We start from the raw sequence: 25,757 nt of genomic DNA on the forward strand, positions 1-25,757 counted from the left end.
ACGCAAAGAAGAAAAAGATCAGATGAAGACCCTGACCACGACGGAAGAGCTGCGCGATTTCTGCAACCGTGCCGCCCAGCACCCCTACGTTACGGTGGATACGGAATTCCTCCGCGAGCGGACCTACTATTCCAAGCTCTGCCTCCTGCAGATCGCCTATCCCGGCGAGGGCGAGGAGACGGCGGTGCTGATCGACCCGCTTGCCGATGGGATCGACCTGGAGCCCGTCTACGAGCTCTGCCGGAACACCGATGTCGTCAAGGTGTTCCACGCCGCGCGGCAGGACGTGGAAATCTTCTTCCACGACGGCAACGTCATCCCCGAACCGCTGTTCGATACCCAGGTCGCGGCCATGGTCTGCGGCTTCGGCGAGCAGGTCGGCTACGAGACGCTGGTCAAGCGCATCGCCAAGGCGAGCCTCGACAAGTCCTCGCGCTTCACCGACTGGAGCCGCCGCCCGCTGACCGACGCCCAGCTGACCTATGCGCTGGCCGACGTCACCCATCTGCGGGTGATCTACGAGTATCTCTCGGCCCAGCTGGAGAAGGCGGGCCGCAAGGGCTGGGTCGAGGAGGAGATCAAGGTCCTCACCGATCCCGAGACCTACATCTCGCGCCCCGAAGAGGCCTGGCAGCGGGTGAAGACCCGCACCCAGAGCGGCAAGTTCATGGGCGTCGTGGCGGCGCTGGCCGAATTCCGCGAGCGCTTCGCGCAGGAACGCAACATCCCGCGCAGCCGCGTCTTCAAGGACGATGCGCTGCTGGAGCTGGCTTCGACCAAGCCGAAGAATGCCGGCGACCTGTCGCGGTCGCGCCTGCTGCTGCGCGAGGCGCGCAAGGGCGAGATCGCCGACGGCATCCTCGCGGCGGTCGAGAAGGGCCTGGCCACGCCGCCCGAGTCGGTGCCGCGCAAGGAAGAGATCGACAAGTCGAATGTCAGCCAGGCGCTGGCCGAGCTTCTGCGGGTGCTGCTGAAGGCCAAGGCCGAGCAGTCCGGCGTCGCGCAGAAGCTGATCGCCACGACGGCGGAACTCGATGCCATCGCCGCGGGCGAACGCGACCTGATGGCTCTGAAGGGCTGGCGCCGGTCGGTCTTCGGCGAGGATGCGCTGCGGCTCTGCGAGGGCGGCATCGCCCTGTCTGCCCAGGGCGACACGATCCGGATCGTCGAACTCTGAGGCGGCGCCCGCTTTCGGGTCCGGCTGGAACAGGGGCGCCCAGGGGCGCCCTTTTCCGTTTTGGCTCAGCGGCGGCTGGTGCGGCTGTTGGTGGCGCCCGATACGGTGATGCTGCGCACCCCGGCAAGCTCGGCATCGGTGATGTAGCGCGCGGCACTCACCTGCTGGGTCGGGGCGCTGCCGGCATCTTCCGGAACGACCGGCGGGCGGACGCGGAATTCCAGCTGGATCTCGCTGGCGACGGCGCGCGGTCCGGGCGGCGAGACCAGGCCGATGTCCCAATAGCCCGGCACCATGTGCCCGGTGGCGGTGACGATCACGCCGCCCGGGGTCGGCTCCACGGTCATCGCGTCGACCGCCGGGATCAGCTCCCGGTCTTCCAGCACCAGCGGGGGATAGCCGCCTTCCGGTTCCAGCGTCTTGGGCGGCTCGCGCCCGCAGGCCCCGGCCAGGCCGAGGGCGGCAAGCGACAGGATGGCGGCGCGGCGGGTCGTGAGGAAGCGTGTCATGACCGATCCGATAGCCCAAAACCGGAGGCGGGGGAAGCGGCTTCGGACCCTGCGCCGCACTGGACGCTGCGACGGAAAACCCCTACCTGTCAGGCGATTGAGATGGAGGCCGGGATGGCAAGCGAAGCGTTCGAAGAGATAGCGGAGACCTTCGAGTTCCTAGATGACTGGGAAGACCGCTACCGCCACGTGATCGAGCTGGGCAAGGCGATGGACGGGCTCGACCCGGCGCTGCAGGTGCCCGCGACCAAGGTGGATGGCTGCGCCAGCCAGGTCTGGCTGCATCCCGAGATCGACGGCACCGGCACGGGCGCGGTCTACAGCTTCAAGGGCGAAAGCGACGCGATGATCGTGCGCGGGCTGATCGCGGTGCTGCATGCGCTCTATTCCGGCCTGCCGGTGGGCGAGGTGCTGAAGGTGGACGCCCATGCCGAACTGGCGCGGCTCGGCCTCGACGAGCATCTCTCGGCGCAGCGCTCGAACGGCGTGCGGGCGATGGTCCAGCGGATCCGCGAACAGGCGGCGGCCGCCGCGGCCGCCTGATCCTCAGCGCCGCGGCACGGCCAGCGCCAGCGCGATTGTGACCGGCAGCGCGAAGGCGAAGGCCGAGCCGGGCAGGGGGCCGAAGGCCGCCCAGACGGCGGCGATGGTGATCCCGGCCGCCGCGATGGCGAGGCCGAGGACGAACAGGAACTTTCCGAACGGCATGGCATCCTCCTGGATCCCAGATGGGGCGCCCTGCTGCGGCCTGCCAGGGCCTTGCGCCCGATCTTGCAAATGTTCTGTTAATGTTCCATGCTTCCGGCATGGAGAGCCGCATGCGCAGACACGAAATTGCAACCGACAGGCGCCGTGGCCGGGGCGCCGCGACCAATGACACGCCGCGCTTCGAGGCGCTGGCGCATGTGCCCTTCAACGACGGCTGGGACATCCCCGAGGATCTGCCCTTCCTGCGCACCCATGTGGTTCACGAGGACGCGCGCAAGATACTCACGCGCAACCAGTCGCCGGATATCGGCTTCGACCGTTCGGTGAACCCCTACCGGGGCTGCGAGCATGGCTGCATCTACTGCTATGCGCGGCCGAGCCATGCCTATCTGGGACTCTCGCCGGGGCTGGATTTCGAGACGCGGCTGACGGTGAAGCCGAACGCGCCGGAACGACTGGCAAAGGAGCTGTCGGCCCGGGGCTACGAGCCGCGCCCGGTCGCCATCGGCACCAATACCGACGCCTACCAGCCGATCGAGAAGGAGCATCAGGTCATGCGCCGGATCCTCGAGGTGCTGCTGGAGTTCCGCCATCCGGTGACGATCACCACGAAGGGCACGCTGATCGAGCGCGATCTCGACCTCGTCATCCGTCTGGCCGAGCGCAACCTGGTGCAGGTCGGCATTTCGGTGACGACGCTGGATCCGGGGGTGGCGCGGAAGATGGAGCCGCGGGTGCCCGCGCCCGCGCGCAGGCTCGGCACCATCGCGCGGCTGTCGCGGGCAGGCGTGCCGGTGCGGATCATGATGTCGCCGGTGATCCCGGCGCTGACCGATCACGAGATCGAGCGCGTGCTGGAGGCCGGCAGGGCCGCCGGGGCGAAGGCGGCGAGCTGGATCATGCTGCGCCTGCCGCTGGAGGTGTCCGGGCTGTTCCGCGACTGGCTGGAGGAGAATTTCCCGGACCGGGCCGCGCGGGTGATGGCGCGGGTGCGCGAAACCCAGGGCGGGCGCGACTACCGCCCGGACTGGGGACGGCGGATGAAGGGCGAGGGAGTGCATGCCAACCTGGTGGCCCGCCGCTTCGACATCGCCTGCCGCCGCCTCGGGCTCGACGGCCCGCTGCCGCCGCTGGATTGCGGCCAGTTCCGCGTGCCGCCGCGGCCGGGCGACCAGCTCAGCCTGTTCTGACGCCCGCCGCGCCGCGCCGGGTCAGCGGCGGAAGCGGCTCGGCTCGCGGCCCTTGCGCGGATCGGGGAACGGTTCGGGATGGGCGATGGCGCGGGCGATCTCGGCTCCCGAGCGCAGCAGCTTCCAGCGCGACGGCGCGGTGATGTAGAGCGGTTCCCAGTTCGGGTCGAACATCGCCTTGAAGCGTGCGAGGCCCAGCCCGCCTGTCCGTCCCGCCAGCCGCTTCTGCAGCCGGGCCAGCGGGCCGTCCGCCTGCTCGGGATCGGCATCGCCGCCTTCGAAGGGTGCGGCAGCCAGCGACAGGCGCGGGATGCCATGCGCCCTGGCGTCTTCCAGCGCGGCATGGATCAGCCCGTGCGCGGTGCCGTCGGTGGCGTCGCTGGCGGGCCGCATCAGGTCCAGCGTCCATTCCCCGGCCGAGGCATGGAAGGAGACGAAGCCGCGCAGCTCGGTGCCCTGCCAGGCGAGGTAGATGCGCTGATGCGCCAGGATCGAGGGGTGGAACCGGCCCATGGAGAAGCCGCGCTCGCCGCCATGTGCCTCCGCCCAGCCGGCATTGATCCGCGCCATCTGCGGCAGCGGCAGCGCCGCGGGATCGGCGGGCAGGAATTCCAGCCCCTCCTTCTCGGCATGGCGCAGCTTGCGGCGCAGCTGGCGGCGGGAGCGGGCGCCGATGTCGTATTGCGCCGGATCGAGCCAGGCCTCGCGCGCCACCTGCAGCACCTGGTGGCCGCGGCGGCGGGCGCGCACCGCCATGCGCGCGCCGCACTTGTAGTGGCAGGGGCTGAGGCCGCGGTCGCGGGCGAGGTTCAGGAACTCCTCGCCGACTTCGGCCATGGCATCGGCGGGAAAGGGATCGCGGATCATCACCAGCGAATGGCCTGCAACGCCGATGACGGCGCCCGCGCCGCGCGAGGCCGACCACAGCAGGCCCAGACCGGGCTGGCGCGCGAGATGCGCCTCGGCCAGCGCGCAATCCGCCAGGGCGCGGCCCAGCTCGGTCTCCGCGCAGCCGACCTCGGCGCCGCGGCGCCATTCCAGCTCGATCGCGCCGTGTTTCGGCCGGATCAGCCCAGGCGCGGCGAGGGCGATCGTGGCCAGCGTGGCGGGAACCGCGAAATACACCAGGCGGTAGCCGGTGATGGCGGCAACCAGCAGCGCGGGATCGGTCGAGGGCAGCAGCGACAGCATGGTCAGCTCGAAGGCGCCGAGCCCGGCGGGCGTTCCGGCCATCAGCCCCGCGCCGAGCGACAGCAGGAAGACCGGCACCATCACGTGCAGCGGCACCGCGGCGGCGCCGTCGAGCAGCACATGCATGATCCCGGCCGCTGCCAGCATGTCGAGCGCGGCATAGAAGGTGAGGGCCGCGACGCTGCGCATGCCGATGCCGCTGCTGCGCAGCCGCCGCCGCAGCCGCCGCGGAAGGCCGGCGGGCCAGAGCGCCAGCACGGCGCCGAGCACGGTGGTGATCCAGAACCCGGCATGCGCGGCCAGCGCGGTGTCGGGTTCCAGCTCGGGATGCAGCATCAGCGCCGCCATGCTGAGCCAGGCCCAGATCGCAAAGAACCCTGCCGCCATGATGGTGGAGAGCATCAGAGCGCGCGCGGGGCTGAGCCCGGGAATCATCCGCCAGCGCGCCAGCGCCCCGGTCAGGATGCCGAGGCCCAAGGTCTGCGATATCGCCATGGCGGCCATGCCGGCACGGCGGGCCAGTTTCTGGCCGACGCCGGTATGGAACATCCGGTGCGCCACCGCGTCGAAGCGTCCGAGCGCCCAGTAGCCGAGGCCGGCAAGCGCCGCCGCCTGCAGCCAGGCCGCCGGGGCGATGCGGGCGAAGGCGCCGCGCATCTCGGCGAGATCGACGGAGAGCAGCTTGTCGCGGAAGGCCAGAAGCAGCAGCAGCGTCAGGACCGGGGCGACAAGGGCCCGTCCAAGCGCGCGCGGCGAGGCAAGCCGGACCCGGCCCGCATCCGTCGTGATCGGTGGCATGTCCGTCCCCTCCGTTCCCTGAACCCGAGGGGACGATAGGGCGGCCGTCCAAAGGAATGCCTAACGCGGGCCGCCCGGGACGGCCCGTGGGAGATCAGCCCTTACAGGGAGTTAAGATCAGGTCCCCGCCGCAAGATCGGCTTTCGCGCTGGCAAAGAACTCGACCATTTTCTCCTTGATCTGCTCCTCGGTGGTCAGGTCGCCCAGATCCTCGCGGATCTTGAGCAGGACAGCCAGGTGGCGCGGATCGTCGATATCGGCCCGGACCACTTCGACGACATAGTCGGCAAGCTCCTCGTCGGACTTGCCCAGCAGCTGTCCGGCCCAGCGGGCCAGGGCGCGGTCGCGGCGGGCAATGGCCTTGAAGGTCATCTCCTCGCTGCGGACGAACATGGACTCGAAGCCCTTTTCCCTTTGGTCAAAAGTGGTCATGGCACCATCTCCCTTCTAGTGCGCGTCCACCTTCATATTTGGGAATTTTCATGTGGCGCACAAGGGATTTCCCCGCATCCTTGCGGGATGTGTGGCCTTGCCGTATATGACGGCCACCCGGCGCCAAACGCGCGCCTCTCTCCCAGGTGGATTACGCAATGGCACGTCGCAAGAAAGTCTATGAAGGAAAGGCCAAGATCCTTTACGAAGGTCCTGAGCCCGGCACGCTCGTCCAGTACTTCAAGGATGACGCCACCGCCTTCAACGCACAGAAGAAAGACGTGATCGAGGGCAAGGGCGTCCTGAACAACCGCCTCTCCGAATTCTTCATGGAAGGGCTCGCCGGGATCGGCGTGCCGACTCACTTCATCCGCCGCATCAACATGCGCGAGCAGCTGATCCGCGCCGTCGAGATCATCCCGCTGGAAGTCATCGTCCGCAACCGCGCGGCCGGCAGCCTCGCCAAGCGGCTGGGGCTCGAGGAAGGCACGGCGCTGCCGCGGCCGATCGTGGAATTCTGCTACAAGGATGACGGGCTCGGCGATCCGCTGGTCACCGAAGAGCACATCATCGCCTTCGGATGGGCCTCCCAGCAGGATCTCGACGACATGATCGCGCTGGCGCTGCGCGTCAACGACTTCCTGTCGGGCGTCATGCATGGCGTCGGCATCAAGCTGATCGACTTCAAGATCGAGATCGGCCGCGTCTGGGACGGCGACTACCAGCGCCTGATCGTCGCCGACGAGATCAGCCCCGACAGCTGCCGGCTGTGGGATGTCAAGACCGGGCAGAAGCTCGACAAGGACGTGTTCCGCCAGGATCTGGGCAGCCTCACGGACGCCTATTCCGAAGTGGCGAAGCGCCTGGGCGTCCTGCCGGTGCAGGCCACCCCGATCAAGCCGACGCTGATCAATTGAAAGCCGGGAGGCGGGACTGTGATCCAGTTCCGCCGGAAAGCCGCAGAGGGCTAGCCACGCCCTACGGGCTACTTTTGCTTTTGCGCGGACGGGCAGGGCTGTCCGTCCCGCGCTGACAACGACAAGGGACGACTATGAAAGCACGCGTCATGGTAATGCTGCGCAACGGTGTGCTCGATCCGCAGGGCGAGGCCGTGCGCACCGCGCTCGGGAATCTCGGCTTCGAGGGCGTCGGCGGCGTCCGCCAGGGCAAGGTGATCGAGCTGGACCTGTCCGAAACCGATCCGGAAGCGGCGCGCCACAGCGTGACCGCGATGTGCGAGAAGCTGCTCGCCAATACCGTGATCGAAAGCTACCAGATCGAGATCCTGTGATGCGCGCCGCTGTCATCGTCTTTCCCGGATCGAACTGCGACCGCGACATGGCGGTGGCCTTCCGCGAGGTGACCGGCGCCGAGACCACCATGGTCTGGCACGGCGAAAGCGGGCTGCCGGACAATGTCGACATCGTCGGCATTCCGGGCGGGTTCTCCTTCGGCGACTACCTGCGCTGCGGCGCGATCGCCGCGAATTCGCCGATCTGCCGCGCCGTGGTCGACTACGCGAAATCGGGCGGCGCCGTGCTGGGCGTCTGCAACGGCTTCCAGGTGCTGACCGAGACCGGGCTGCTGCCGGGCGCGCTGATGCGCAACTCGAACCTGAAATTCATCTGCAAGCCGGTGGATCTCGTGGTCGAGACGACGGACAGCATCTTCACCTCGGGTTACGGGAAGGGCCAGAAGATCGAGATTCCGGTCGCGCATCACGACGGCAATTACCGCGCCACCGGCGACCTGCTCGCGCAGCTGGAGGCAGAGGACCGCATCGCCTTCCGCTATGCCGAGGACATCAACGGCGCCGATGACCGCATCGCCGGCGTCCTGTCCTCGAACCGCCGGGTGCTGGGGCTGATGCCGCATCCCGAACGCGCGGTCGACGCGCTGCATGGCGGCACCGACGGCGTGGCCATGTTCAAGGCCCTGGCCGAGTCGCTGGTTTCGGCCTGACGCAGCCATCCGCGCGCGGCGCTCCGCCTACCGGACGGACCGCCGCGCGGGCGCGCTTGGAATTCCCGCGATGCGCGCCTACCTTCCCCGCGTGACACAGAGACTTGAAAAGCTGCGCCCGCCGCTGGGCCCGAACCGAACCTGGGCGCTGCGTGCTGCGGTGCTCGGTCTCTTCGTTGCGGCCATGGGGCTGATCTGGGTCACCAACCAGATCCTCAGCCAGCGCTTTTCCGAGTCGAGCCGCGCCCGCTCAGACGTGCGCCTCGCGCTCTATTCAGGCAACCTGATCGGCGAGCTGGAGCGCCAGGAAGTCGTGCCGCTCCTGCTGTCGCGCGATCCGCTGCTGCTGGGCGCGCTCTCCTCGCAGGATTTCGTCCAGACCTCGCAGCTGCTGATCAAGTACCGCGACGAGATCGGCGCGGCGCGGCTGATGCTGCTCGACAGCTCCGGCCGGGTGGTGGCCTCGTCAGAACGCTCCAATCTGGGCCAGAACCAGCGCTCCGCCCCGTATTTCATCGAGGCGCTGCGCTCCTCCGACACCATATACACGGCGATGCAGACCGAGGCGGGCGCCACCGCCTTCTTCTACAGCCGCCGGGTGGGCCAGTCCGGCGACACGCTGGGCGTGATCGCGGTCGAGGTCGACCTGAGGAAATTCCTGCCCCGCTGGGCCTGGCTGTCGGATGCGGTCTTCGTGCTCGATAGCACCGGGCGCGTGGTGCTGTCGACCACGCCGCGCTGGACCGGCCTGACCGAGGCGGATTTCCTCGAGACCACGGTGAGCTCCACCGAGGGCTTCCTGCGCGGCTTCGCCGGGGCGGCGGCGGACGGCTATGTCGACGGCGAGCCGATGATGCGGCAGGAAACCCGCGTGCCCTTCCAGGGCTGGCGGCTGGTCTCCTACACGTCCTTCGCCCAGGTGCGCGAACGCGTGGCGGCGGTGCTGGCGATGGAGGTCATGGGCTTCGCCATCGTGCTGGCGCTGCTCTTCTATCTGGTGTCGCAGAGCTCGAACCGCCGCTCGGCGCGGCTGGCGCGGGAATCCGACCGGCTGCGGCGGCTGAACCAGCGGCTGCAGGCCGAGATCGCCGAGCGCGAGCGGGCCGAGCGCAGCCTGCAGGTCGCCGAACAGTCTCTGGCGCAATCCTCGAAGATGGCGGCGCTCGGCGAGATGGCCGCGGCGGTGAGCCACGAGCTGAACCAGCCGCTGGCGGCGATGAAGACCTATCTTGCCGGCGCGCGGCTGCTGATGCAGCGCCAGCGCACCGAGGAGGCGCTGTCCTCCTTCCACCGGATCAACGGGCTGATCGACCGGATGGGCTCGATCACCCGCCAGCTCAAGGCCCATGCCCGCAAGGAGACCGACGAGCTGTCCGAGGTCGACCTGCGCGACTGCGTGACTTCGGTGATGGACATGATGGCGCCGCAGCTCAGCCGCAGCCCCGCCCGGATCAGCCGCACCGTGCCCGAGCATCCGGTGCTGGTCATGGCCGACCCGGTGCGGATCGAGCAGGTGCTGGTCAACCTGCTGCGCAACGCGCTCGACGCCACCGCCGGGGCGGAGGAGCCGATGGTCGACATCGTCCTCAGCCAGGGCGATGTGGCGACGCTGTCGGTGCGCGACAACGGCAGCGGCATCTCCGACCTCAAGAACCTTTTCGAGCCCTTCTACACCACCAAGCCGCCCGGAGAGGGCGTCGGGCTGGGGCTCGCGATTTCGTCGACCATCGTCAAGTCCTTCGGCGGCCGCCTGACGGCGCGGAACGGATCGGGCGGCGGGGCGATTTTCAAGATGGATCTGCCGCTGATGGGCGATCCGGACGTATCTGAACCACAAGCAAGGTCCGGCCAACCGGACGCCGCGGCGGAGTAGTGAATGAGCAAGCAGGTCATAAAGATCGCCATTGTCGATGACGAGGCGGACATGCGCCAGTCGATCAGCCAGTGGCTGAGCCTTTCGGGCTTCGAGACCGAAACCTTCCCCAGCGCGGTCGACGCGCTGGCGGTCCTGAGGAACGGCTGGCCCGGCGTGGTGGTCACCGACATCAAGATGCCCGGCATGGACGGCATGTCCTTCCTCAAGCGGCTGATGCATCTCGACAGCGGGCTGCCGGTGATCATGATCACCGGCCATGGCGACGTGCCGATGGCGGTCGAGGCCATGCGCATCGGCGCGATGGACTTCATGGAGAAGCCCTTCGATCCCGAACGCCTGACCGAGCTGGTGCGCAAGGGCGTCGAGGCGCGCCGCGCCAATCTCGACAACCGCGCGCTGCGCGAGGAACTGTCTGACGGCTCCGCGCCGGTCGGGCAGCTGGCGGGCAACTGCGCCGAGATGGTGCAGCTGCGCGAGGACATCCTCGATTTCGGCCAGTCGCCGCTGCCGGTGCTGATCGAGGGCGAGACAGGGACCGGCAAGACGCTGGTCGCCCGCGCGCTCCATGCCGTCGGCCCCCGCGCCACAAAGCCGATGCAGCGCTTCTTCTGTGCGTCGATCTCCCCCGCCCAGCAGGCGGCGGCGCTGTTCGGCGACGAGGGCAGCGCGGGCCCGGGCATCCTGGCCGAGACCCGGGGCGGAACGCTGATCCTCGAGGATGTCGAGGCGCTGGACCCGGATGCGCAGGTCAAGCTGGTCGCCTGGCTCGATGGCGAGGACGAGGCGACCGCGCCGCGGGTGATCGCGATTTCCAATCTGCAGGACCTGTCCGAACCGCTGGAGGCGCGGCTGCGTCCCGACTTGTTCCACCGGCTCAGCTGCCACCGGCTGGGCCTGCCGCCGCTGCGCGCGCGCGGCGACGACATCCTGACGCTGTTCAACCAGATGATGCGGCGCGCGGCCGAGGAGTACGGCTGCGAGGTGCCGGATCTGTCGGCGCAGGACGCGGCCCAGCTGATGCAGGCGCCCTGGCCGGGCAACCTGCGGCAGCTGTCGAACATGGCCGACCGCGCTGTCCTGCAGGCGCGCCGCGAGAAGGGCACGCTGACCTCGCTGCTGATGGCCGACAACGAGGCGCTGACCCCGGCGATGACCCAGGAGGGCAAGCCGCTCAAGGAATATGTCGAATCCTTCGAGAAGATGCTGATCGACAACACCATGCGCCGCCACAAGGGCTCCGTCGCGAAGGTGATGGAGGAACTCTGCGTTCCGCGCCGCACGCTGAACGAGAAGATGCAGAAATACGGGCTCGCCCGGTCGGACTACATGTCCTGACGTCAAATCTTGCGCGGGACATGTCCCTTGCGGCAGGTCCCGCGCAAATTGTCGTTGTCATTCGTGCAAAGTGCAGTTTAAGTGGGACACCGGGCCTGTGTCCCGAAGATAGATTTCCCTGGGACGCCCTTGGCGCCGAAACCCGGTGCGGGGCGCGGACCAGTCGAAACCCCCCATTACCGGGGACCCAAACGCCCGCATCGGCCTGGACCGGCGGGCCACGAACCGGCCCGGACCACGGGCCAAGGATGAAACGCGATGGAACCGGATCGGTTGAGGGCAGGGCAGGCGAGGGCGAGAACGCCGCTTGGCCTTGTATCCCGATCCACCGCTCCGGCCGTTGCTTCTACCCCACATAACGCCCGTGCGCCGTCCAGGCGTCAGAGCCTCCGGCATCCGGGCGGTGACAAGAGACATAATGGCAAAGAAAATGCTCATCGATGCCACGCACCCGGAAGAGACCCGGGTCGTCGTGGTCGACGGCAGCAAGGTCGAGGAATTCGACTTTGAGTCCGAGAACAAGCGCCAGCTGGCTGGCAATATCTACCTGGCAAAAGTCACGCGCGTAGAGCCGTCGCTTCAGGCCGCATTCGTCGATTACGGCGGGAATCGCCATGGATTCCTGGCGTTTTCGGAGATCCACCCGGATTACTACCAGATCCCGGTGGCCGACCGCGAAGCGCTGATGGCCGAGGAACGCGCCTATGCGGAATCGCTGAAGGACCGCGACGACGAGGACGGCGAGGCCGAGGGCCAGCGCAAGTCGCGCCGCCGCACGCGGTCCAAGTCGCGCGACAATGACGACGCGAAGCCGTCGAAGCCGCGGAAATCCTCCGGCGGCAAGCGCGAGGAGCGCGCCATTCCGGGCATGGATGTCGTGGATCTCTCCCCGGAGGAAGATCCGCTGCTTGCATCCGTGGAGTCCGATGACAGCTCCATGGCCGTTTTCGATGCGCCTGCCGCCGAAACCGAGTCCCCTGCGCCCGTCGAGGCGGCCGAGGCCGTTGCGGAGCCTGCGGAGGTTTCCGCGGAAGCCGTCGAGATCCCGATCTTGCCTGCCGCGGCTGCCGGAGAAGCGGCGGCTGCGGAGGCCGTGCCGGAAGCCGAAGCCGCACCTGAAGCCGAGCCCGCCGCGGAAGAGCCTGCGGCCGGAGCCGCAGCCGAAGAAGCCGTGGCAGAAGACGCCCCTGCGGAGGCAGAAGAGCCGCCGGCAGCGGAAGAGACCGCCGAAGCGCCCGCCGCCGGGGAAGACGCTGCGCCCGAAGAGGCTGCGGAAGAGTCCGAAGAGCCGCGCGATCCGACGCCGCCTAGCTACATGGCTGCCTCCGGTCCCGCCGATTTCGTGACCTCGCAGGAGCCCGCCGAGGCCGAGGACCAGTCCGAGGTTCCGCTCCACGAGAACGAGCCGGAAGAGGCCGAGCACGACGACACGATCGAGGAAGTCGAGACCGACGACATCGAGGAAGAGGTCGAGGAAGCGCGCCGCCCGCGCAGCCAGAAGCCGCGTCCGCGCCGCTACAAGATCCAGGAAGTCATCAAGGTCCGGCAGATCATGCTGGTCCAGGTGGTCAAGGAAGAGCGCGGCAACAAGGGCGCCGCGCTGACGACCTACCTGTCTCTGGCGGGCCGCTACTGCGTGCTGATGCCGAACACCGCGCGCGGCGGCGGGATCTCCCGCAAGATCACCCAGGCAGCCGACCGCAAGAAGCTCAAGCAGATCGCGACCGAGCTGGACGTGCCGGAAGGCGCGGGCCTGATCATCCGCACCGCGGGCGCCAAGCGCACCAAGTCGGAGATCAAGCGCGACTACGAATACCTGCAGCGGCTGTGGGAGCAGATCCGCCAGCTGGCGCTGAAATCCTTCGCGCCCGCCAAGATCTACGAAGAGGGCGACCTGATCAAGCGCTCGATCCGCGACCTCTACAACCGCGAGATCGAGGAAGTCCTGGTCGAGGGCGAGGCGGGCTACCGCAACGCCAAGGACTTCATGAAGATGATCATGCCGTCCCATGCAAAGAACGTGCAGCAGTACACCGATCCGCTGCCGCTCTTCGCGCGCCATCAGGTGGAAAGCTATCTCGACGGTATGTTCAATCCGGTCGTGCGGCTGAAATCCGGCGGCTATATCGTGATCGGCGTCACCGAGGCGCTGGTCGCCATCGACGTGAACTCCGGCAAGGCGACCAAGGAAGGCTCGATCGAGCAGACCGCGCTGAACACGAACCTGGAGGCCGCCGACGAGGTGGCGCGCCAGCTGCGCCTGCGCGACCTCGCCGGCCTGATCGTGATCGACTTCATCGACATGGAGGAGCGCAAGAACAACGCCGCCGTCGAGAAGCGCTTCAAGGACAAGCTGAAGACCGACCGCGCGCGCATCCAGGTCGGCCGCATCTCGGGCTTCGGCCTGATGGAGATGTCGCGCCAGCGCCTGCGCCCCGGCATGATCGAGGCGACGACCCAGCCCTGCCACCACTGCCACGGCACTGGCCTGATCCGCTCGGATGACAGCCTGGCGCTGTCGATCCTGCGCCAGATCGAGGAAGAGGGCGTGCGCCGCCGTTCGCGCGAGGTGCTGGTGAAATGCCCGGTGGGCATCGCCAACTACCTGATGAACAACAAGCGGGTGCATATCGCGAACATCGAGATGCGCTACGGCCTGTCGGTCCGGATCGAGGCGGACCCGTCGCTGATCAACCCCGACTTCACCGTCGAGCGGTTCAAGACGGCCTCGCGCACGGTTCCGGTGCCCTCCGCGCCGGTGATCTCGGTCGACACTTCCGATCTTCCGGAACTTGAGATCGAGGAAGAGGACGTCCAGGAACAGGAAGAAGAGCAGCAGGAAACCGGCCGCTCCGAACCTGCCGAAGACCGGGACTCCGACGGGGACGACGGCCAGCCGAAGCGCCGCCGCCGCCGCCGCCGCCGCCGCAAGGGCGGTCCGAACGGCGACGAGTCCGGGTATGACGGCGACAGCCAGTCCGACGACGGCGATGACGGTTCCGAAAGCGCCGATGACGGCGAAGACGGAGATTCCGGGTCCGACGGCGAGACAGGCGACGGCGACGACCAGCCGAAGCGCCGCCGCCGCCGCCGTGGCGGTCGGGGCCGCAAGCGCTCGGGCGACGACCAGGACCAGGACCAGGCCGGTGACGGCGAGTCCGGCGACGAGGCCGAACTGCCTGCAGCCGCGGAAGCACCTGCAGAGGCTGCTGCTGCCTCGGAGACCGTGACCGAAGAGGCCGCTCCGGCCGAGGAGGCACCTGCGGAGGCCGCCGAGGCGCCTGCCGCGGAAGAACCGGCTGCTGCAGCCGAAGGGGATGTCGCGGAAGTCCCGGCCGAACTGGAAGCTGCAGCCGAACCTGGAGCCGAACCCGCAGCGGCGGAGCCGGTGGCGGAAGCGCCTGCAGAGGAGGCTCCGGCGGAAGAACCCGCGGCAGCCGAGCCTGTTGCCGAGGCCGCTGCCGAGGTGCCGGCAGAACCGGAAGCCGAGGCGGAACCCGAAGCGGTGGCAGACACCGGCGAAGCTGTGCCGGAGGCCGAAGTTGCGCCGGAGGCCGAGGCCGTGCCCGAGCTCGAGCCGGCAGAGGCCGACAGCGATGTGTCCAAGCCGAAGCGCCGCGGCTGGTGGTCGGTCGGCTGACGGCTGGCAGAACGGAAATGGGAGGGCCGCCGCGGGAAACCGCGGCGGCCTTTCCTTTTGCTGCTCCGCCCGCCGCGGGCGCGGGGCCGGCTCCGCCGCTTGCCCGCGCTGCATGCCATCGGCGCCGCGGAACTCATCGGCGGGAATGGACCAGCCGGGGATGGGGGCTTGGCCGATGCCGTCGGCGGGACGGCGCGAAGGAAGAGCCAAGGTCGCCGTTCGGAGTGTCCCGCGTTCCGCAGCGCGATGTGCGATTGACGGGGGATCAGAGGCCAGCCGGGCGCCACGGCGTCCGCACCGCAGGCATGGACCGGTTTCCCGCCTGCGGTCTCGCGAGACAGCTCCGCAGCTCGCTAGCCAGTGGCCGACATATCGTCCGCCGACACGGCAAGTGCCTGGCTTGGCCCCTGCGGGGCTTTGCATATGCTTCGCCAGTTCTCTCGCCGCCCATGGCCGGGGCTGCAGCCGGTGCGCCCGGCAGGCGTCTCCCGGGCCATCCGGGCCGGTGTTGTGCCACTCAATGCAGCTCCGGAGGCAGGATTGCGGTCGCCATGTTGGCCGACTCCTGTCGATTGGCCGGGTTGGGGGCGCGGAGCCGCTCCCCAGACCATCGGGCTCCTGCGCTGTGCCCTCGGGTCCGGCCGATGCATCGTCGCCGCGCCTGCGGCAAGAATCCAGCGGGCCCGGCCGTGGCGTCGGCGGCCGGCAAATGGCGTTACTTTTGGAGGCCAAGTTCAATCGGTGCCCGGATGGAGCGGCCCTCGGGGCAGCATCGCGCCTGCCCCAAGGGCCGCATGCGATGGCGCTCCGATCCGTCCGATCCGTCCGGTCCGAAGTGCGGACATCCTGCAGCGAGCGGGCAAACCGGCGGCAATCCGGGTGCCGCGGGCGAGAGGCGGGATCGCGTCCCGGGGCCGGTCGATCCGCGTCCTGCCGTAGGGCGCGACGTTCCCGGTGCTCCCACTGGGCAGCCGATGCGCACCGGCCTTCGCCATGCGCGCCCTCGGGCCGTCCGGTCAGCCCGGGCCGGGCGCGCCCTTGCGCAGCAGGAGCCGCAGCCCGTCCGGGGTTTCTTCCGCCGACAGGAAGACATGTCCCGCCTCATGGCAGAAATGCGGCAGGTCGATCGCCGCCATCGGGTCGTCGGCCAGCAGGCATAGCACCTGTCCGGGAGCCAGCGCCTCCAGCCGCTTTCGCGCGCGCAGCACCGGCAGCGGGCAGCGCAGGCCGATGGCGTCGATGGTCAGGTCCGGAACGGGCAGGGCGGTCATGTCCCCGGGCTAGCGCCGCGTGTTTCGGAATTCCACATGAAAGTGACGCGGCGCGCCGTGACCTTTTCACGGTTTGCCCCTAGACCTGATGGCATGTTCGGAATCGAGATCATCGACGCGGCGCTGCTGCCCGCCATTTTCGCCTCTGCCATCGCCGGCATGGTGTCCTTCCTGTCGCCTTGCGTGCTGCCGATCGTGCCGCCCTATCTGGCCTACATGTCAGGGGTCTCGGTCGGCGAGTTCGGCCAGGCCCGCGGCAGGGTGATCCTGGCGGCGCTGTTCTTCGTGCTGGGGCTCTCGACGGTCTTCCTGTTCCTCGGCTTCACCGCCTCGGCCTTCGGCGCCTTCTTCCTGCAGAACCAGGAGATGTTCTCGGCCATCGCCGGGCTGATCGTGATGGTCTTCGGCCTGCATTTCCTCGGCATCCTGCGCATGCCCTTCCTCAACCGGGAACTGCGCGTCGAAGCGGGCGATCAGGGCGGCTCGGCGCTGGGGGCATACGTCCTCGGCCTCGCCTTCGCCTTCGGCTGGACGCCATGCATCGGCCCGCAGCTGGGTGCGATCCTGTCGCTGGCAGCCTCCGAGGCCTCGATCGCCCGGGGCACGGTCCTGCTCGGGGTCTATGCGCTCGGCCTCGGCATCCCGTTCCTTCTGGTTGCCGCTTTCCTCGGGCCGCAAAGCCGCGTGCTGGTCTGGATGAAGCGCCACATGGAGCAGATCGAGCGGATCATGGGCCTGCTCCTGTGGACCGTCGGACTGATGATGCTGACCGGGCAGTTCACGGCGTTTTCCTACTGGCTTCTGGAGAAATTCCCCGGCCTGGCGCTGCTCGGCTAGCCAATGGCGGACCGGCTGGTCTTCTTCCTGCCGGGCTTCGACCCGAACCCGGCGCGGCGCTACCGCGAGCTTTTCCGCCGCGAGGCGCCCGCCCAGGCCGCGATAGCGGGCTACCGGCTGGAGATGCTGCCCGGCGCCGGGCCTGACCGCTGGCGGGCGCGCTTCGAGGAGGACGGCCGCGTGACGGAGACCGAATTCCGCGTGCTGGGCTGGTCCGACCTGGTGCTGCCGGAGATGTCGGCCGGACCCGGCAAGATGGCGGCGCGGATCGGGACCATCCTGCGGACCTATCTGGGCAACGGCGCGGCGGCGGCGCTCTGGCGGCTGCGCAAGGGGCCGGTGCTGGCCTGCCTGTTCCCGATGGCGGTGCTGGCGCTGCGCGTCCTGCTGCTCATGGCCGCCGCGGCGATCCTCTTGCGGCTTGCCGGTCCCTGGCTGGGCACGGCCCTCGCCGCTGCTGCCATCTGGGTCGAGGCCGGGCTCTTCAAGCGGGCCGACCGCGCGCTCTACGTGTCCTATCTGATCGCCGACATCCATTTCTGGTGCCGGGATGGCGGCGCGCTCGGTCCCGCGCTGGTGGACCGGCTGGACCGCTTCGCCGATGCCATCCGCGCGGCCGGGAGCGAGGCGGAGGAGGTGCTGCTCGTCGGCCATTCCTCCGGCGCCGGGCTGGCGGTCGCGGCGGCGGCACGGCTGGCCGTTGCGGACCGGCCGCCGCTGCTGACGCTGGGCCAGTCGATCCCGATGGTCAGCCTGCTTCCCAAGGGCGGCTGGCTGAGGCGGGACCTGGCCACGGTGGCCTCTGGCGGCACGCCCTGGGTCGATGTCAGCGCGCCCGGCGATCCCTGCAGCTTCGCGCTCTGCGACCCGGCGGCGGTCTCCGGGGCGGGAGGCGGGCCGCTGGTCCTTTCGGCGGCCTTCTCGCGCAGCCTGTCCCCGGCGAGACGGAAGGCCATGAGACTCCGGTTCTTCCGCCGCCACCACCAGTATCTCTGCGCCTTCGACGATCCCTCGGGCTTCGACTGGTTCCGCACCTCCTGCGGACCGCTGCCCCTGGCCGAAGCGTTCGCCGGGCGCGCGCCGTCTCCTGGCCGGATCGCGCGGGACTTGCGGCCGGAGGCGGCGCGGTGAGCGTGCTGCCGCCGAAACCGCCGGGCCGCGGCGGGCGGATCGGCGCGCTGCGCTTCCTGGCGCTGCTGAGGAAGGACATCCTGTCGGCCCAGTCGCCGCGGCTCTACCGCGCCAAGATGGCCGAGTTCCGCACGCCGTTCTTCCGGTCCTATGTCGTCAACGATCCGGGCCTGGTCCGCACCGTGCTGCAGGACCGGCCGGACGATTTCCCGAAATCTCCGCATCTGGCCGGGGTGCTCGGGCCGCTGCTGGGCAACGGGCTGTTCCTCTCCGAGGGGGCGGACTGGGCCCGTCAGGCGCGGACCGTCGCCCCGCTGCTGGAGATCGAGCCGCGCCGCGCGCTGCCGCATGTCCACTGGGCCGGGCAGGCGGCCCTGGCACGGCTGGAGACGCTGGAGAACCGCGCCGCCCCGGTCGCGCTCGAGGCCTTCTGCCGCCGGCTGACGGCGGACGTGATGTTCCGCCTGCTGGTCTCCCGCCCGGTGGAGGAAGACGAGGCCGCGCAGCTCCTTGCCGTGTTCGATGCCTACCAGGCGAGCGCGCCCCTGGTGTCGCTGGCGGCGGTCTTTCCGCGTCTCCGTCGCCGGGCGCCCGCGCTCAAGCCGGCCACGCGCGAGGCGGCGCGGGAGCTGCGCAAGATGGTCGCCCGGCTGGTGGCGCGGCACCGCGGGGCGCGGGCCAAGGGCAAGGCGCAGGGCGATCTGGTCGGCCGCCTGCTGGAGGCGCGCGATCCGGAAACCGGGCTGCAGATGGAGAAGGTCGAGCTGGTCGACCAGGTGACCACGCTGCTCCTGGCGGGGCACGAGACCTCCGCCGCGGCGCTGGCCTGGATGCTCTACCTCCTGGCCTTGCACCCGGCGGAGCAGGCGGCGGTGGCGGAGGAGGCGGAGCGGGCGCTGTCCGGCGGGTCGGCGGATCACGCGGTGCTGTCGCAGCTGGAGCGCACGCGGGCGGTGGCGCGCGAGGCGCTCAGGCTCTATCCGCCGCTGCCGATGCTGCTGCGCGAGACGGCGAAGCCGGAGCTTTTCCGCGGCCGCGACATTCCGGCGGGGGCGCAGATCGTGATCTCGCCCTGGCATCTGCACCGGCACGAAGGCCATTGGCCGGACCCGGATGGCTTCCGCCCCGGCCGCTGGAGCGATCCGGCGCAGGCAGAGGCGCGCAAAGCGGCCTTCCTGCCGTTCTCGGCCGGACCGCGGGCCTGTCCCGGCGCAGGGCTGGCGATGGCGGAGCTGGTCCTGCTGGCCGCCATGATCTGCCGCGACTGGGCGCTGCGCCCGGCCGGACCGCGCCCGCGGCCCTTCGCGCGGCTGACGCTGCGCGCCGAGCCGCCCCTGTCGGTGACGTTCAGCCCGCGCCGCCGAAGTGACGGGTCATGAGAGCGACGAGCGCGGAGTCGCGCTCCATCTCGTCGGGGAAGCGGAAGCGGTTCTTCTTCCAGCCGGTGGAACAGGCCCGGCAATGCGCCAGGCGGAATTTCCCCTGCATGGTGAAGAGGTTCTGGGTGATCCCGCCGATCTGGTGGACGGCCCAGCCGAAGGCGCGGCTCATCGGCCCGCGGGGCGTCATGCACCATTTGCGGTTGCACTTCCTGTCGGGCACGGCGCGCCACACATGGGCCTGCTGCGGCGCGGGGCCCTCGGTGGTTTCGGCGGGGAACACCCAGGACCCCTGGATCGTCACCATGCCCAGCGGATGGCCGGCCGCCATGTCGAAGACCGACTTTCCCTCGGGCCCCAGCACAAGCTCGTCGATGTCGATCGACAGCACCGCGCGGGAGCGGTCGAGCGCATCGCGCCGCGCCAGGTTCAGCATCGCCGACTGGAAGAAGCGCGGGCTGACGTCGAAGCGGCCGGACTTGTCGGCCGGGCCGTAGGGGAAGGGCGCCGAATAGATCACCGCGCGCTTCAGCCCAGTTCCGCGCACCGCCTCCGCCAGCTCCTCCAGAGTGTAGTCGGTGGAGCCGTTGTCGAAGAGCGCCATCGCGTCCGCGCCGTGATCGGCGGCATGGAACCGCGCCCAGTTGGCAATCCAGTCGAGCCGGTTGTTCTTGGACACCGCGACCAGCGCGTTCAGCCCCGCGAAGTCTTCGGCCAGCCCCTTGCGCGGCACGATTTCCACGGTTTCGCCTGCGATATCGAGCGTCAGGCGCCCCTCGGGGGCCTTCAGGAAGGCCTGCTCGCAGCGCAGCCACTTCACCCGGCGCAGGCGTCCGGCGGGCTTGCCGCCGATCTTCAGCCCGCCGCGGAAATGGCTCCACAGGTTGAGGAAGCGCGGCGCAGTGAAGAGATAGCCGCCCTCGCGCGCGAGATGGACGCAGTCGTAGAACACCGTCCGGTCGTCATATTCGGCCAGGTAGTATTCGCTGCGCCGCTCGGGCGGTCGGGTGTAGTCGCGCCTGAGCGCGGCGGTTTCGGGCAGGCGGTAGCCCGCGAGGGGCACGATGGTGACGTCGGTCTGGGTCATGTCATGGCCAGTCGGAGAAGAAGGACTGCAGCTCCGGCGATACCACGATATCTTCCGGCAGGTCGAACCGCTTCTTCTTCCAGCCGGTCGAGGTGCCCTTGCAGTGGTACAGCCAGGCGGCCTTGCTGGCCTTTTCCAGACGGACGAAGCGCTCGCCCACCCGGTGCGGCGTCCAGCCGAGGCGGCTGAGCAGGGAGTCGGGCCGGGTGCACCATTTCTGGTTGCAGCGGTGGTCGGGCTCGCCGCGGCGGACATGCGCCTTGTGCGGGGCGGGCAGTTCGGCGCCCTCGGCCGGATAGACCCAGGAGCCGTGGATCTTGACGAACCCGAAGCGCTTTGCAGCGGCCATGTCGAAGACCGAGGCGCCGTCGCGCACATGGACGACCTCGTCGACATCCACATTCAGCACCGCGCGGGCGCGGGACAGCACGTCGCGCCGCGCGAGGTTCAGCAGGGAGGTCTGCAGCAGCCGCCCGTTCCGCCCGGCCGGCCCGTCCTTGACCGGCGGTCCGTAGGGGAAGGGGGCAGTATAGACCGCCACCGCCTCCAGCCCGGTTTCCGCGGCGGCGGCGGCCAGGTCTTCCGGCGCGTAGCGTGCGGATTCGTTGTCGTAGACCACCAGCGCCTGCAGCCCGTGGGAGCGGATGTAGTAGCCCAGCCAGCTGCGGAACCAGTCGAGGTCGTTGTCCTTGTTGACCACGACCAGCGCGTTCAGACCGGCAAAGCGGTGGGCAACGCTGGCGCGGACATGGACGGGCATGGCGGTGCCGTCGAGTTCGAAGTCCAGGCGCTCGCCCGCGCGGCGCAGCAGCAGCTGTTCGGTGCGGGCGTTCTGCCAGATGCGCGGGCGGCGCGCGGGCTTGCCGTCCCAGCGGAACCCGCCCTCCAGCAGCGGCTTCAGGTTGTAGGGCACGGGCGCGGTGACCAGCACGCGCCGCGGATCCAGCGCCACGGCATCGTAGAACAGCGTGCGGTCGTCGTAGCGCGCCAGGTAGTCGGCATTGCGCCGCTGCGGCGGCAGCACGTGCTCGCGCCGGTGCGGCGAGGCCTCGGGCAGGCGCAGGCCCCTGAGCGTCTCGACATGGATGAAGGTCATGCCCGGCCTCCCTCTGCGGAAAAGTGGCGGTCCATCAGCGCCTCCAGCTCGGGGTCGCGGACCAGCCCGGCCGGCGACTTGAAGCGCCCGCCCTTCCAGCCGGTCGAGGTGCCTCGGCAATGGATGAAGGCCAGGTCCTCGCGCGCGGGCAGCAGGCGGAAGACCTCGCCGCCGACATGGTGGACGAACCAGCCCATGCGGCTCAGCAGCCCGCTGGGCGCCGCGCACCATTTCGGGTTGGAGGGGCGCGGCTTGGCCGGGCGCCAGATGTTGTAGCGGTGCGGGCAGGGCGCGGGATCCTCGTCGCGCGGATAGGCCCAGCTGCCGGGCAGGCGGACGGCGCCGAGGCGGCTGGCCAGCGCGGCGTCGAACACGGTCTGGCTGCCGCGCTTCAGCACGATTTCGTCGATATCGGCGTTCAGCACGGCGCGCGCCTTGCGCAGCACGTCGGTGCGGGCGAGGTTCATCAGCGCCGGCTGCAGGAATTTCGGCCGCACCTCGAAGCCCTTGCCGGAATCGCGCGGCCCGTAGGGATAGTCGGCCACCAGAACGGCGGTCGCCTTCAGCCCCGGCACCGAGGCGATCGCCGCGGCCAGCTGCGCGGCCGTGTAGGCGGTCGAACCGTTGTCGTAGATCAGCGCGGCCTCCAGCCCGTGGACTTCCGCCAGATGGCCAAGCCATCTGCGGATCCAGTCCAGGTCGTTGTCGCGGTTCATTGTGACCACCGCGTTCAGCCCGGCAAAACGGTCCGAGATGTCAGGGCGCGGGGCGATCTGCCAGCCGCCGGGCCAGTCGAGCGAGACCGTGCCGCGCGGCGCCTTGATGGAGACCTGCTCGTATTTCGCCGACCAGCGGCGGCTCAGCCCCTTGACCGGCTCGCCGTCAAGCCGCAGCCGGTCGCGGAATTCCGGCCACAGGTTGAGGAAGCGCGGCGCGGTGAAGAGGTATTCGCCCTCGTCCCCGCGGTAGACGCAGTCATAGAACAGGGTGCGCCGGTCATAGCGCTCGATATAGTGCTCGCTCCGCCGCTGCGGCTTGCGCACGTGCTGGCGGCGGAATTCCGAGGCCTCGGGCAGGACCGCACCGGCGAGGACGAGGCAGAGGGGATCGGGCATTGCATGGTTCCGGACAGCTTCGCCTCCGGGGTTCAGCAAGTTTCCCGCCCTCATGCAAGGGCGTTATTTCCCGGCGCGCTCTCGATAGTGGCGCAGGATGTACAGCCGGAGCGCCGAAGCAAGCCCCATCTGGTTGCCGCGCTGCTCGTCGATTTCCGCCGCAAGGGCGTTCACCGCCTGCCGCCGCTGCGCCGCGATCTCCTGGAATGCGGACCAGAAATCGTCCTCTAGGGACACGCTGGTGCGGTGGCCCTTGAGCGTGAGGGAACGTTTCTTGGGACGGCTACTCATACTTCGAACTTCTCCTTGGGCCCAGTCCGGCCGCGGGACGAACACCCACCGCGGACGCGAATTGACCAGTTTCCTGCATGAAATCCCGCTCCATCAACCAGTTTTAGGGCGGAATTCCGGGTTGGCCAATTTTTCGGCCGCAGGCGGAAAACGAATATCTTGCCGCCAGCATCCGGAAGTTCGCCTGCCGCGCCGGACCGGCTGCTGCCAGCACGGCTGTCGCTGCGTCAACATCTTTTTCCCGACGTCAGCCATATACTGTAACTTGAAACTGAATTTTAAGCTAAAGATTACCGCTTGGTTAAGATTTTATGCATTGGTGTCAAAACGCTTTGATTGCGGGCAATTGTCCCCCGGCAAGGGCAATTGAACATGGGATCAGTCCTTGTCCGGCGCTCCGTCGCGGCGGTGGCCGTCGAGATGGCGGGTGCTGCGCTCGGAATCCTGGCGGTCGCGCGCCTTCTCGGCCTTGGTCCGCCCGAATTTGGCGGCATTGCCGTCGGCCTGCTTCCTGGCCTCCTCGCGCTGGCGGGTCTTGCGGAATTTCGAGAGGCTGATCGGCTTGTCGGCCATGGCGGTCTCCGGTCGGTTCGGCGGGCAGCATAGCATGGAATGCGAAAGGGCGCGGCATCGCGGCCGCGCCCTCCGAGAAAATTGCCGGGAAAGGATCAGTCCTTCGGGCCGATCATCTGTTCGGGACGCACGACCGCGTCGAAGGTTGCCTCGTCGACGAAGCCGAGCGCGATGGCCTCTTCCTTCAGCGTGGTGCCGTTCTTGTGCGCGGTCTTGGCGACCTTGGTGGCGTTGTCGTAGCCGATGGTCGGCGCCAGCGCGGTCACCAGCATCAGCGATTCCTTCATCAGCTTGTCGATCCGCGCGGTGTTGGCCTGGGTGCCCACAACCATGTTGTCGGTGAAGGCCGAGGCCGAGTCGCCCAGCAGCTGCATCGACTGCAGCACGTTGTAGGACATCATCGGGTTGTAGACGTTCAGCTCGAAATGGCCCTGGGAGCCTGCGAAGCCGATGGCGGCGTCGTTGCCCATGACATGCGCGCAGACCATGGTCAGCGCCTCGGCCTGGGTCGGGTTGACCTTGCCCGGCATGATCGAGGAGCCGGGCTCGTTCTCCGGCAGGATCAGCTCGCCGAGGCCCGAGCGCGGGCCCGAGCCGAGGAGGCGCATGTCGTTGGCGATCTTGAACAGCGACGCGGCGACGGTTTTCAGCGCGCCCGAGAACATCACCATCGCGTCATGCGCGGCCAGGGCCTCGAACTTGTTCGGCGCGGTGACGAAGGGCAGGCCGGTGATCGTCGCCATGTTGGCCGCGACCATCTCGGCCCAGCCCTTCTTGGTGTTCAGGCCGGTGCCGACGGCGGTGCCGCCCTGCGCCAGTTCGTAGATGTCGCCGAGGCAGGCCTCGACGCGCTCCATGCCCTTCCTGACCTGGTGGGTGTAGCCCGAGAATTCCTGGCCCAGCGTCAGCGGGGTGGCGTCCTGGGTGTGGGTCCGGCCGATCTTGATGATGTCCTTGAACTCGACGGACTTGGCTTCCAGCGCGTCATGCAGCTTCTTCAGACCCGGCAGCAGCACGTCGCGCGCCTGCATGGCGATGGCGACATGCATCGCGGTCGGGAAGGTGTCGTTCGAGGACTGGCCCATGTTGCAGTGGTCGTTCGGGTGGACCGGCGATTTCGACGCCATCTGCCCGCCGAGCATCTCGATCGCGCGGTTCGAGATCACCTCGTTGGCGTTCATGTTCGACTGGGTGCCCGAGCCGGTCTGCCAGACCACAAGCGGGAAGTTGTCGTCGAACTTGCCTTCGATGACCTCGCCCGCGGCCGCGATGATCGCGTCGGCGATTTTCGGCTCCATCGCGCCCAGCTCCTTGTTGGCCATGGCGCAGGCCTGCTTGACCACGCCGAGGGCGCGCACGATCGGGACCGGCTGCTTTTCCCAGCCGATCGGGAAGTTCATGATCGAACGCTGGGTCTGGGCACCCCAGTACTTGTCTGCGGGAACTTCGAGCGGGCCGAAGCTGTCGGTCTCGGTACGGGTCGCGGTCATGAGACATCCTCCGTTTCATGCGTTGCAAGCGGAATAGCGCTGCATGCCGACGTATGCAATCGCCCTGCAGCACCGAATTGCCGCATGAAATGCGCGCTCTAGGAGGACATCCGGATGTTAGCGCCCGAACCGGGCAGCCTCACTTGCGGAAGCTGTCCAGGCTGACGACTTCGGCATCGCCGCGGGGCTTTTCCTCGGGCTCGGGATCGACGTCCTCGGCCATCGGCGCGTCCTCGTCGTCATCCTCGTCCTCGTCGTCCATCTCGGTGGTTTCGAAGCGCAGGCCGAATTCGACCGACGGATCGACGAAGGTGCGGATCGCCGTGTAGGGAATGGCGAGTTCCTCGGGCTGGTCGCCGAAGTTCAGCGTGATGCGGAACCCGTCCTCGTCCACGACCAGATTGTCGTACCAGTGCTGGATGACGATGGTCATTTCCGAAGGGTAGAGATCGAGAAGCCAGTCCGCGACCTCGACGCCTTCGCACTTGGTGTCGAAGGTGATGAAGAAATGGTGCTCGCCCGGGAGTCCGTGATCGGCGACATCGCCGAGAACCTGCCGGATCAGTCCGCGCATCGCGCGGTGCATCATGTTTCCGTAATCGATGGTGCGGGCCATGGTTTCTCTCGCTTTCTTACCCGTCTAACCGAATGCCGCGGCGATTGAAAAGG

At 68.6% G+C, this 25,757-nt stretch carries 24 protein-coding genes; 12 read left to right on the forward strand and 12 right to left on the reverse strand.

From position 1 onward, the window contains the following. Nucleotides 1–22 precede the first annotated feature (22 nt). Nucleotides 23–1,177 (forward strand): ribonuclease D, encoded by a 1,155-nt coding sequence (gene rnd / locus HCC78_RS13620; RefSeq protein ID WP_172329337.1) that lies wholly within the window; start codon nucleotides 23–25, stop codon nucleotides 1,175–1,177. Between the two features lie 65 nt (nucleotides 1,178–1,242). On the opposite strand, the gene HCC78_RS13625 is transcribed toward rnd, so the two are convergent. Next, nucleotides 1,243–1,686 (reverse strand): hypothetical protein, encoded by a 444-nt coding sequence (locus HCC78_RS13625; RefSeq protein ID WP_172329338.1) that lies wholly within the window; start codon nucleotides 1,684–1,686, stop codon nucleotides 1,243–1,245. A 114-nt stretch (nucleotides 1,687–1,800) separates the two neighbouring features. On the opposite strand from HCC78_RS13625, the gene HCC78_RS13630 reads away from it, so the two are divergent. Then, entirely contained in the window at nucleotides 1,801–2,229 is a 429-nt protein-coding gene (locus tag HCC78_RS13630) for a SufE family protein (RefSeq protein WP_172329339.1), read from the forward strand. Nucleotides 2,230–2,232: 3 nt separating this feature from the next. On the opposite strand, the gene HCC78_RS13635 is transcribed toward HCC78_RS13630, so the two are convergent. Then, nucleotides 2,233–2,394, reverse strand: coding sequence for a hypothetical protein (locus HCC78_RS13635; RefSeq protein WP_172329340.1), 162 nt, complete (start codon nucleotides 2,392–2,394; stop codon nucleotides 2,233–2,235). 110 nt (nucleotides 2,395–2,504) lie between these two features. Here HCC78_RS13635 and HCC78_RS13640 point away from each other — a divergent pair, with 110 nt between their 5' ends. Further along, complete coding sequence (locus HCC78_RS13640; protein ID WP_172329341.1) at nucleotides 2,505–3,584, forward strand: PA0069 family radical SAM protein; 1,080 nt, start codon at nucleotides 2,505–2,507, stop codon at nucleotides 3,582–3,584. A gap of 21 nt (nucleotides 3,585–3,605) precedes the next feature. Here HCC78_RS13640 and HCC78_RS13645 read toward each other — a convergent pair whose 3' ends face one another. Beyond that, entirely contained in the window at nucleotides 3,606–5,573 is a 1,968-nt protein-coding gene (locus HCC78_RS13645; protein ID WP_172329342.1) for a phosphatidylglycerol lysyltransferase domain-containing protein, read from the reverse strand. Between the two features lie 117 nt (nucleotides 5,574–5,690). Next, complete coding sequence (locus HCC78_RS13650) at nucleotides 5,691–6,005, reverse strand: DUF1476 domain-containing protein (RefSeq protein WP_172329343.1); 315 nt, start codon at nucleotides 6,003–6,005, stop codon at nucleotides 5,691–5,693. A 158-nt stretch (nucleotides 6,006–6,163) separates the two neighbouring features. Here HCC78_RS13650 and purC point away from each other — a divergent pair, with 158 nt between their 5' ends. From purC to HCC78_RS13680, 6 genes are all read left to right on the forward strand, one after another. After that, complete coding sequence (gene purC / locus HCC78_RS13655; protein ID WP_172329344.1) at nucleotides 6,164–6,922, forward strand: phosphoribosylaminoimidazolesuccinocarboxamide synthase; 759 nt, start codon at nucleotides 6,164–6,166, stop codon at nucleotides 6,920–6,922. A 134-nt stretch (nucleotides 6,923–7,056) separates the two neighbouring features. Then, nucleotides 7,057–7,296 (forward strand): phosphoribosylformylglycinamidine synthase subunit PurS, encoded by a 240-nt coding sequence (gene purS, locus HCC78_RS13660; protein ID WP_172329345.1) that lies wholly within the window; start codon nucleotides 7,057–7,059, stop codon nucleotides 7,294–7,296. Further along, nucleotides 7,296–7,967 carry a phosphoribosylformylglycinamidine synthase subunit PurQ gene (purQ, locus tag HCC78_RS13665; protein ID WP_172329346.1) on the forward strand — a complete coding sequence of 224 codons (672 nt, stop codon included), beginning with the start codon at nucleotides 7,296–7,298 and terminating at the stop codon, nucleotides 7,965–7,967. Before purS ends, purQ begins: the two co-directional genes overlap by 1 nt. Nucleotides 7,968–8,037: 70 nt before the next feature. Continuing rightward, entirely contained in the window at nucleotides 8,038–9,840 is a 1,803-nt protein-coding gene (locus tag HCC78_RS13670) for an ATP-binding protein (RefSeq protein ID WP_172329347.1), read from the forward strand. A gap of 3 nt (nucleotides 9,841–9,843) precedes the next feature. Next, nucleotides 9,844–11,178, forward strand: a complete 1,335-nt coding sequence (locus HCC78_RS13675) for a sigma-54 dependent transcriptional regulator (RefSeq protein ID WP_172329348.1) — start codon at nucleotides 9,844–9,846, stop codon at nucleotides 11,176–11,178. A 418-nt stretch (nucleotides 11,179–11,596) separates the two neighbouring features. Next, nucleotides 11,597–14,818 (forward strand): ribonuclease E/G, encoded by a 3,222-nt coding sequence (locus HCC78_RS13680; RefSeq protein ID WP_172329349.1) that lies wholly within the window; start codon nucleotides 11,597–11,599, stop codon nucleotides 14,816–14,818. Between the two features lie 1,016 nt (nucleotides 14,819–15,834). Here the strand turns inward: HCC78_RS13680 and HCC78_RS13685 are convergent. Then, nucleotides 15,835–16,089 (reverse strand): sulfurtransferase TusA family protein, encoded by a 255-nt coding sequence (locus HCC78_RS13685; protein ID WP_172329350.1) that lies wholly within the window; start codon nucleotides 16,087–16,089, stop codon nucleotides 15,835–15,837. A gap of 93 nt (nucleotides 16,090–16,182) precedes the next feature. Here HCC78_RS13685 and HCC78_RS13690 point away from each other — a divergent pair, with 93 nt between their 5' ends. From HCC78_RS13690 to HCC78_RS13700, 3 genes are read left to right on the forward strand one after another with little or no spacing between them, the layout of a single operon-like run. Continuing rightward, complete coding sequence (locus HCC78_RS13690) at nucleotides 16,183–16,926, forward strand: cytochrome c biogenesis CcdA family protein (protein WP_172329351.1); 744 nt, start codon at nucleotides 16,183–16,185, stop codon at nucleotides 16,924–16,926. A 3-nt stretch (nucleotides 16,927–16,929) separates the two neighbouring features. After that, nucleotides 16,930–18,057, forward strand: a complete 1,128-nt coding sequence (locus tag HCC78_RS13695; protein WP_172329352.1) for a hypothetical protein — start codon at nucleotides 16,930–16,932, stop codon at nucleotides 18,055–18,057. Continuing rightward, nucleotides 18,054–19,436 carry a cytochrome P450 gene (locus tag HCC78_RS13700; RefSeq protein WP_371743831.1) on the forward strand — a complete coding sequence of 461 codons (1,383 nt, stop codon included), beginning with the start codon at nucleotides 18,054–18,056 and terminating at the stop codon, nucleotides 19,434–19,436. The genes HCC78_RS13695 and HCC78_RS13700 overlap by 4 nt, the downstream gene beginning before the upstream one ends. On the opposite strand, the gene HCC78_RS13705 is transcribed toward HCC78_RS13700, so the two are convergent. The 7 genes from HCC78_RS13705 to HCC78_RS13735 form a co-directional block, all read right to left on the reverse strand. Next, on the reverse strand, nucleotides 19,405–20,523 hold the full coding sequence (locus HCC78_RS13705; protein ID WP_172329353.1) for a hypothetical protein: 1,119 nt from the start codon (nucleotides 20,521–20,523) through the stop codon (nucleotides 19,405–19,407). The genes HCC78_RS13700 and HCC78_RS13705 overlap by 32 nt on opposite strands. Nucleotide 20,524: 1 nt before the next feature. After that, the gene (locus tag HCC78_RS13710; protein WP_172329354.1) at nucleotides 20,525–21,619 is read right to left on the reverse strand and encodes a hypothetical protein; all 1,095 of its coding nucleotides are present in this window, start codon (nucleotides 21,617–21,619) and stop codon (nucleotides 20,525–20,527) included. Next, a complete protein-coding gene (locus HCC78_RS13715; RefSeq protein ID WP_172329355.1) occupies nucleotides 21,616–22,734 on the reverse strand; it encodes a hypothetical protein in 1,119 nt (372 codons plus the stop codon). The genes HCC78_RS13710 and HCC78_RS13715 overlap by 4 nt, the downstream gene beginning before the upstream one ends. A gap of 63 nt (nucleotides 22,735–22,797) precedes the next feature. Further along, a complete protein-coding gene (locus tag HCC78_RS13720) occupies nucleotides 22,798–23,025 on the reverse strand; it encodes a ribbon-helix-helix domain-containing protein (RefSeq protein WP_172329356.1) in 228 nt (75 codons plus the stop codon). Between the two features lie 378 nt (nucleotides 23,026–23,403). After that, nucleotides 23,404–23,598: a DUF4169 family protein gene (locus HCC78_RS13725; protein WP_172329357.1), complete on the reverse strand. Its 195-nt coding sequence runs from the start codon at nucleotides 23,596–23,598 to the stop codon at nucleotides 23,404–23,406. Between the two features lie 95 nt (nucleotides 23,599–23,693). Further along, a complete protein-coding gene (gene fumC / locus HCC78_RS13730) occupies nucleotides 23,694–25,088 on the reverse strand; it encodes a class II fumarate hydratase (protein WP_172329358.1) in 1,395 nt (464 codons plus the stop codon). Nucleotides 25,089–25,227: 139 nt separating this feature from the next. Then, nucleotides 25,228–25,704 (reverse strand): SspB family protein, encoded by a 477-nt coding sequence (locus tag HCC78_RS13735; RefSeq protein ID WP_172329359.1) that lies wholly within the window; start codon nucleotides 25,702–25,704, stop codon nucleotides 25,228–25,230. Nucleotides 25,705–25,757 lie beyond the last annotated feature (53 nt).

Origin of the sequence: Mangrovicoccus sp. HB161399 (genome assembly GCF_013184745.1) — a bacterium.
Classification (GTDB): domain Bacteria; phylum Pseudomonadota; class Alphaproteobacteria; order Rhodobacterales; family Rhodobacteraceae; genus Mangrovicoccus.

Bases quoted from the DNA above. Each gene is read 5' to 3' on its own strand.
- rnd (WP_172329337.1), top strand. From the start codon at position 23: ATGAAGACCCTGACCACGACGGAAGAGCTGCGCGATTTCTGCAACCGT.
- HCC78_RS13625 (WP_172329338.1), bottom strand. From the start codon at position 1,686: ATGACACGCTTCCTCACGACCCGCCGCGCCGCCATCCTGTCGCTTGCC.
- HCC78_RS13630 (WP_172329339.1), top strand. From the start codon at position 1,801: ATGGCAAGCGAAGCGTTCGAAGAGATAGCGGAGACCTTCGAGTTCCTA.
- HCC78_RS13635 (WP_172329340.1), bottom strand. From the start codon at position 2,394: ATGCCGTTCGGAAAGTTCCTGTTCGTCCTCGGCCTCGCCATCGCGGCG.
- HCC78_RS13640 (WP_172329341.1), top strand. From the start codon at position 2,505: ATGCGCAGACACGAAATTGCAACCGACAGGCGCCGTGGCCGGGGCGCC.
- HCC78_RS13645 (WP_172329342.1), bottom strand. From the start codon at position 5,573: ATGCCACCGATCACGACGGATGCGGGCCGGGTCCGGCTTGCCTCGCCG.
- HCC78_RS13650 (WP_172329343.1), bottom strand. From the start codon at position 6,005: ATGACCACTTTTGACCAAAGGGAAAAGGGCTTCGAGTCCATGTTCGTC.
- purC (WP_172329344.1), top strand. From the start codon at position 6,164: ATGGCACGTCGCAAGAAAGTCTATGAAGGAAAGGCCAAGATCCTTTAC.
- purS (WP_172329345.1), top strand. From the start codon at position 7,057: ATGAAAGCACGCGTCATGGTAATGCTGCGCAACGGTGTGCTCGATCCG.
- purQ (WP_172329346.1), top strand. From the start codon at position 7,296: ATGCGCGCCGCTGTCATCGTCTTTCCCGGATCGAACTGCGACCGCGAC.
- HCC78_RS13670 (WP_172329347.1), top strand. From the start codon at position 8,038: ATGCGCGCCTACCTTCCCCGCGTGACACAGAGACTTGAAAAGCTGCGC.
- HCC78_RS13675 (WP_172329348.1), top strand. From the start codon at position 9,844: ATGAGCAAGCAGGTCATAAAGATCGCCATTGTCGATGACGAGGCGGAC.
- HCC78_RS13680 (WP_172329349.1), top strand. From the start codon at position 11,597: ATGGCAAAGAAAATGCTCATCGATGCCACGCACCCGGAAGAGACCCGG.
- HCC78_RS13685 (WP_172329350.1), bottom strand. From the start codon at position 16,089: ATGACCGCCCTGCCCGTTCCGGACCTGACCATCGACGCCATCGGCCTG.
- HCC78_RS13690 (WP_172329351.1), top strand. From the start codon at position 16,183: ATGTTCGGAATCGAGATCATCGACGCGGCGCTGCTGCCCGCCATTTTC.
- HCC78_RS13695 (WP_172329352.1), top strand. From the start codon at position 16,930: ATGGCGGACCGGCTGGTCTTCTTCCTGCCGGGCTTCGACCCGAACCCG.
- HCC78_RS13705 (WP_172329353.1), bottom strand. From the start codon at position 20,523: ATGACCCAGACCGACGTCACCATCGTGCCCCTCGCGGGCTACCGCCTG.
- HCC78_RS13710 (WP_172329354.1), bottom strand. From the start codon at position 21,619: ATGACCTTCATCCATGTCGAGACGCTCAGGGGCCTGCGCCTGCCCGAG.
- HCC78_RS13715 (WP_172329355.1), bottom strand. From the start codon at position 22,734: ATGCCCGATCCCCTCTGCCTCGTCCTCGCCGGTGCGGTCCTGCCCGAG.
- HCC78_RS13720 (WP_172329356.1), bottom strand. From the start codon at position 23,025: ATGAGTAGCCGTCCCAAGAAACGTTCCCTCACGCTCAAGGGCCACCGC.
- HCC78_RS13725 (WP_172329357.1), bottom strand. From the start codon at position 23,598: ATGGCCGACAAGCCGATCAGCCTCTCGAAATTCCGCAAGACCCGCCAG.
- fumC (WP_172329358.1), bottom strand. From the start codon at position 25,088: ATGACCGCGACCCGTACCGAGACCGACAGCTTCGGCCCGCTCGAAGTT.
- HCC78_RS13735 (WP_172329359.1), bottom strand. From the start codon at position 25,704: ATGGCCCGCACCATCGATTACGGAAACATGATGCACCGCGCGATGCGC.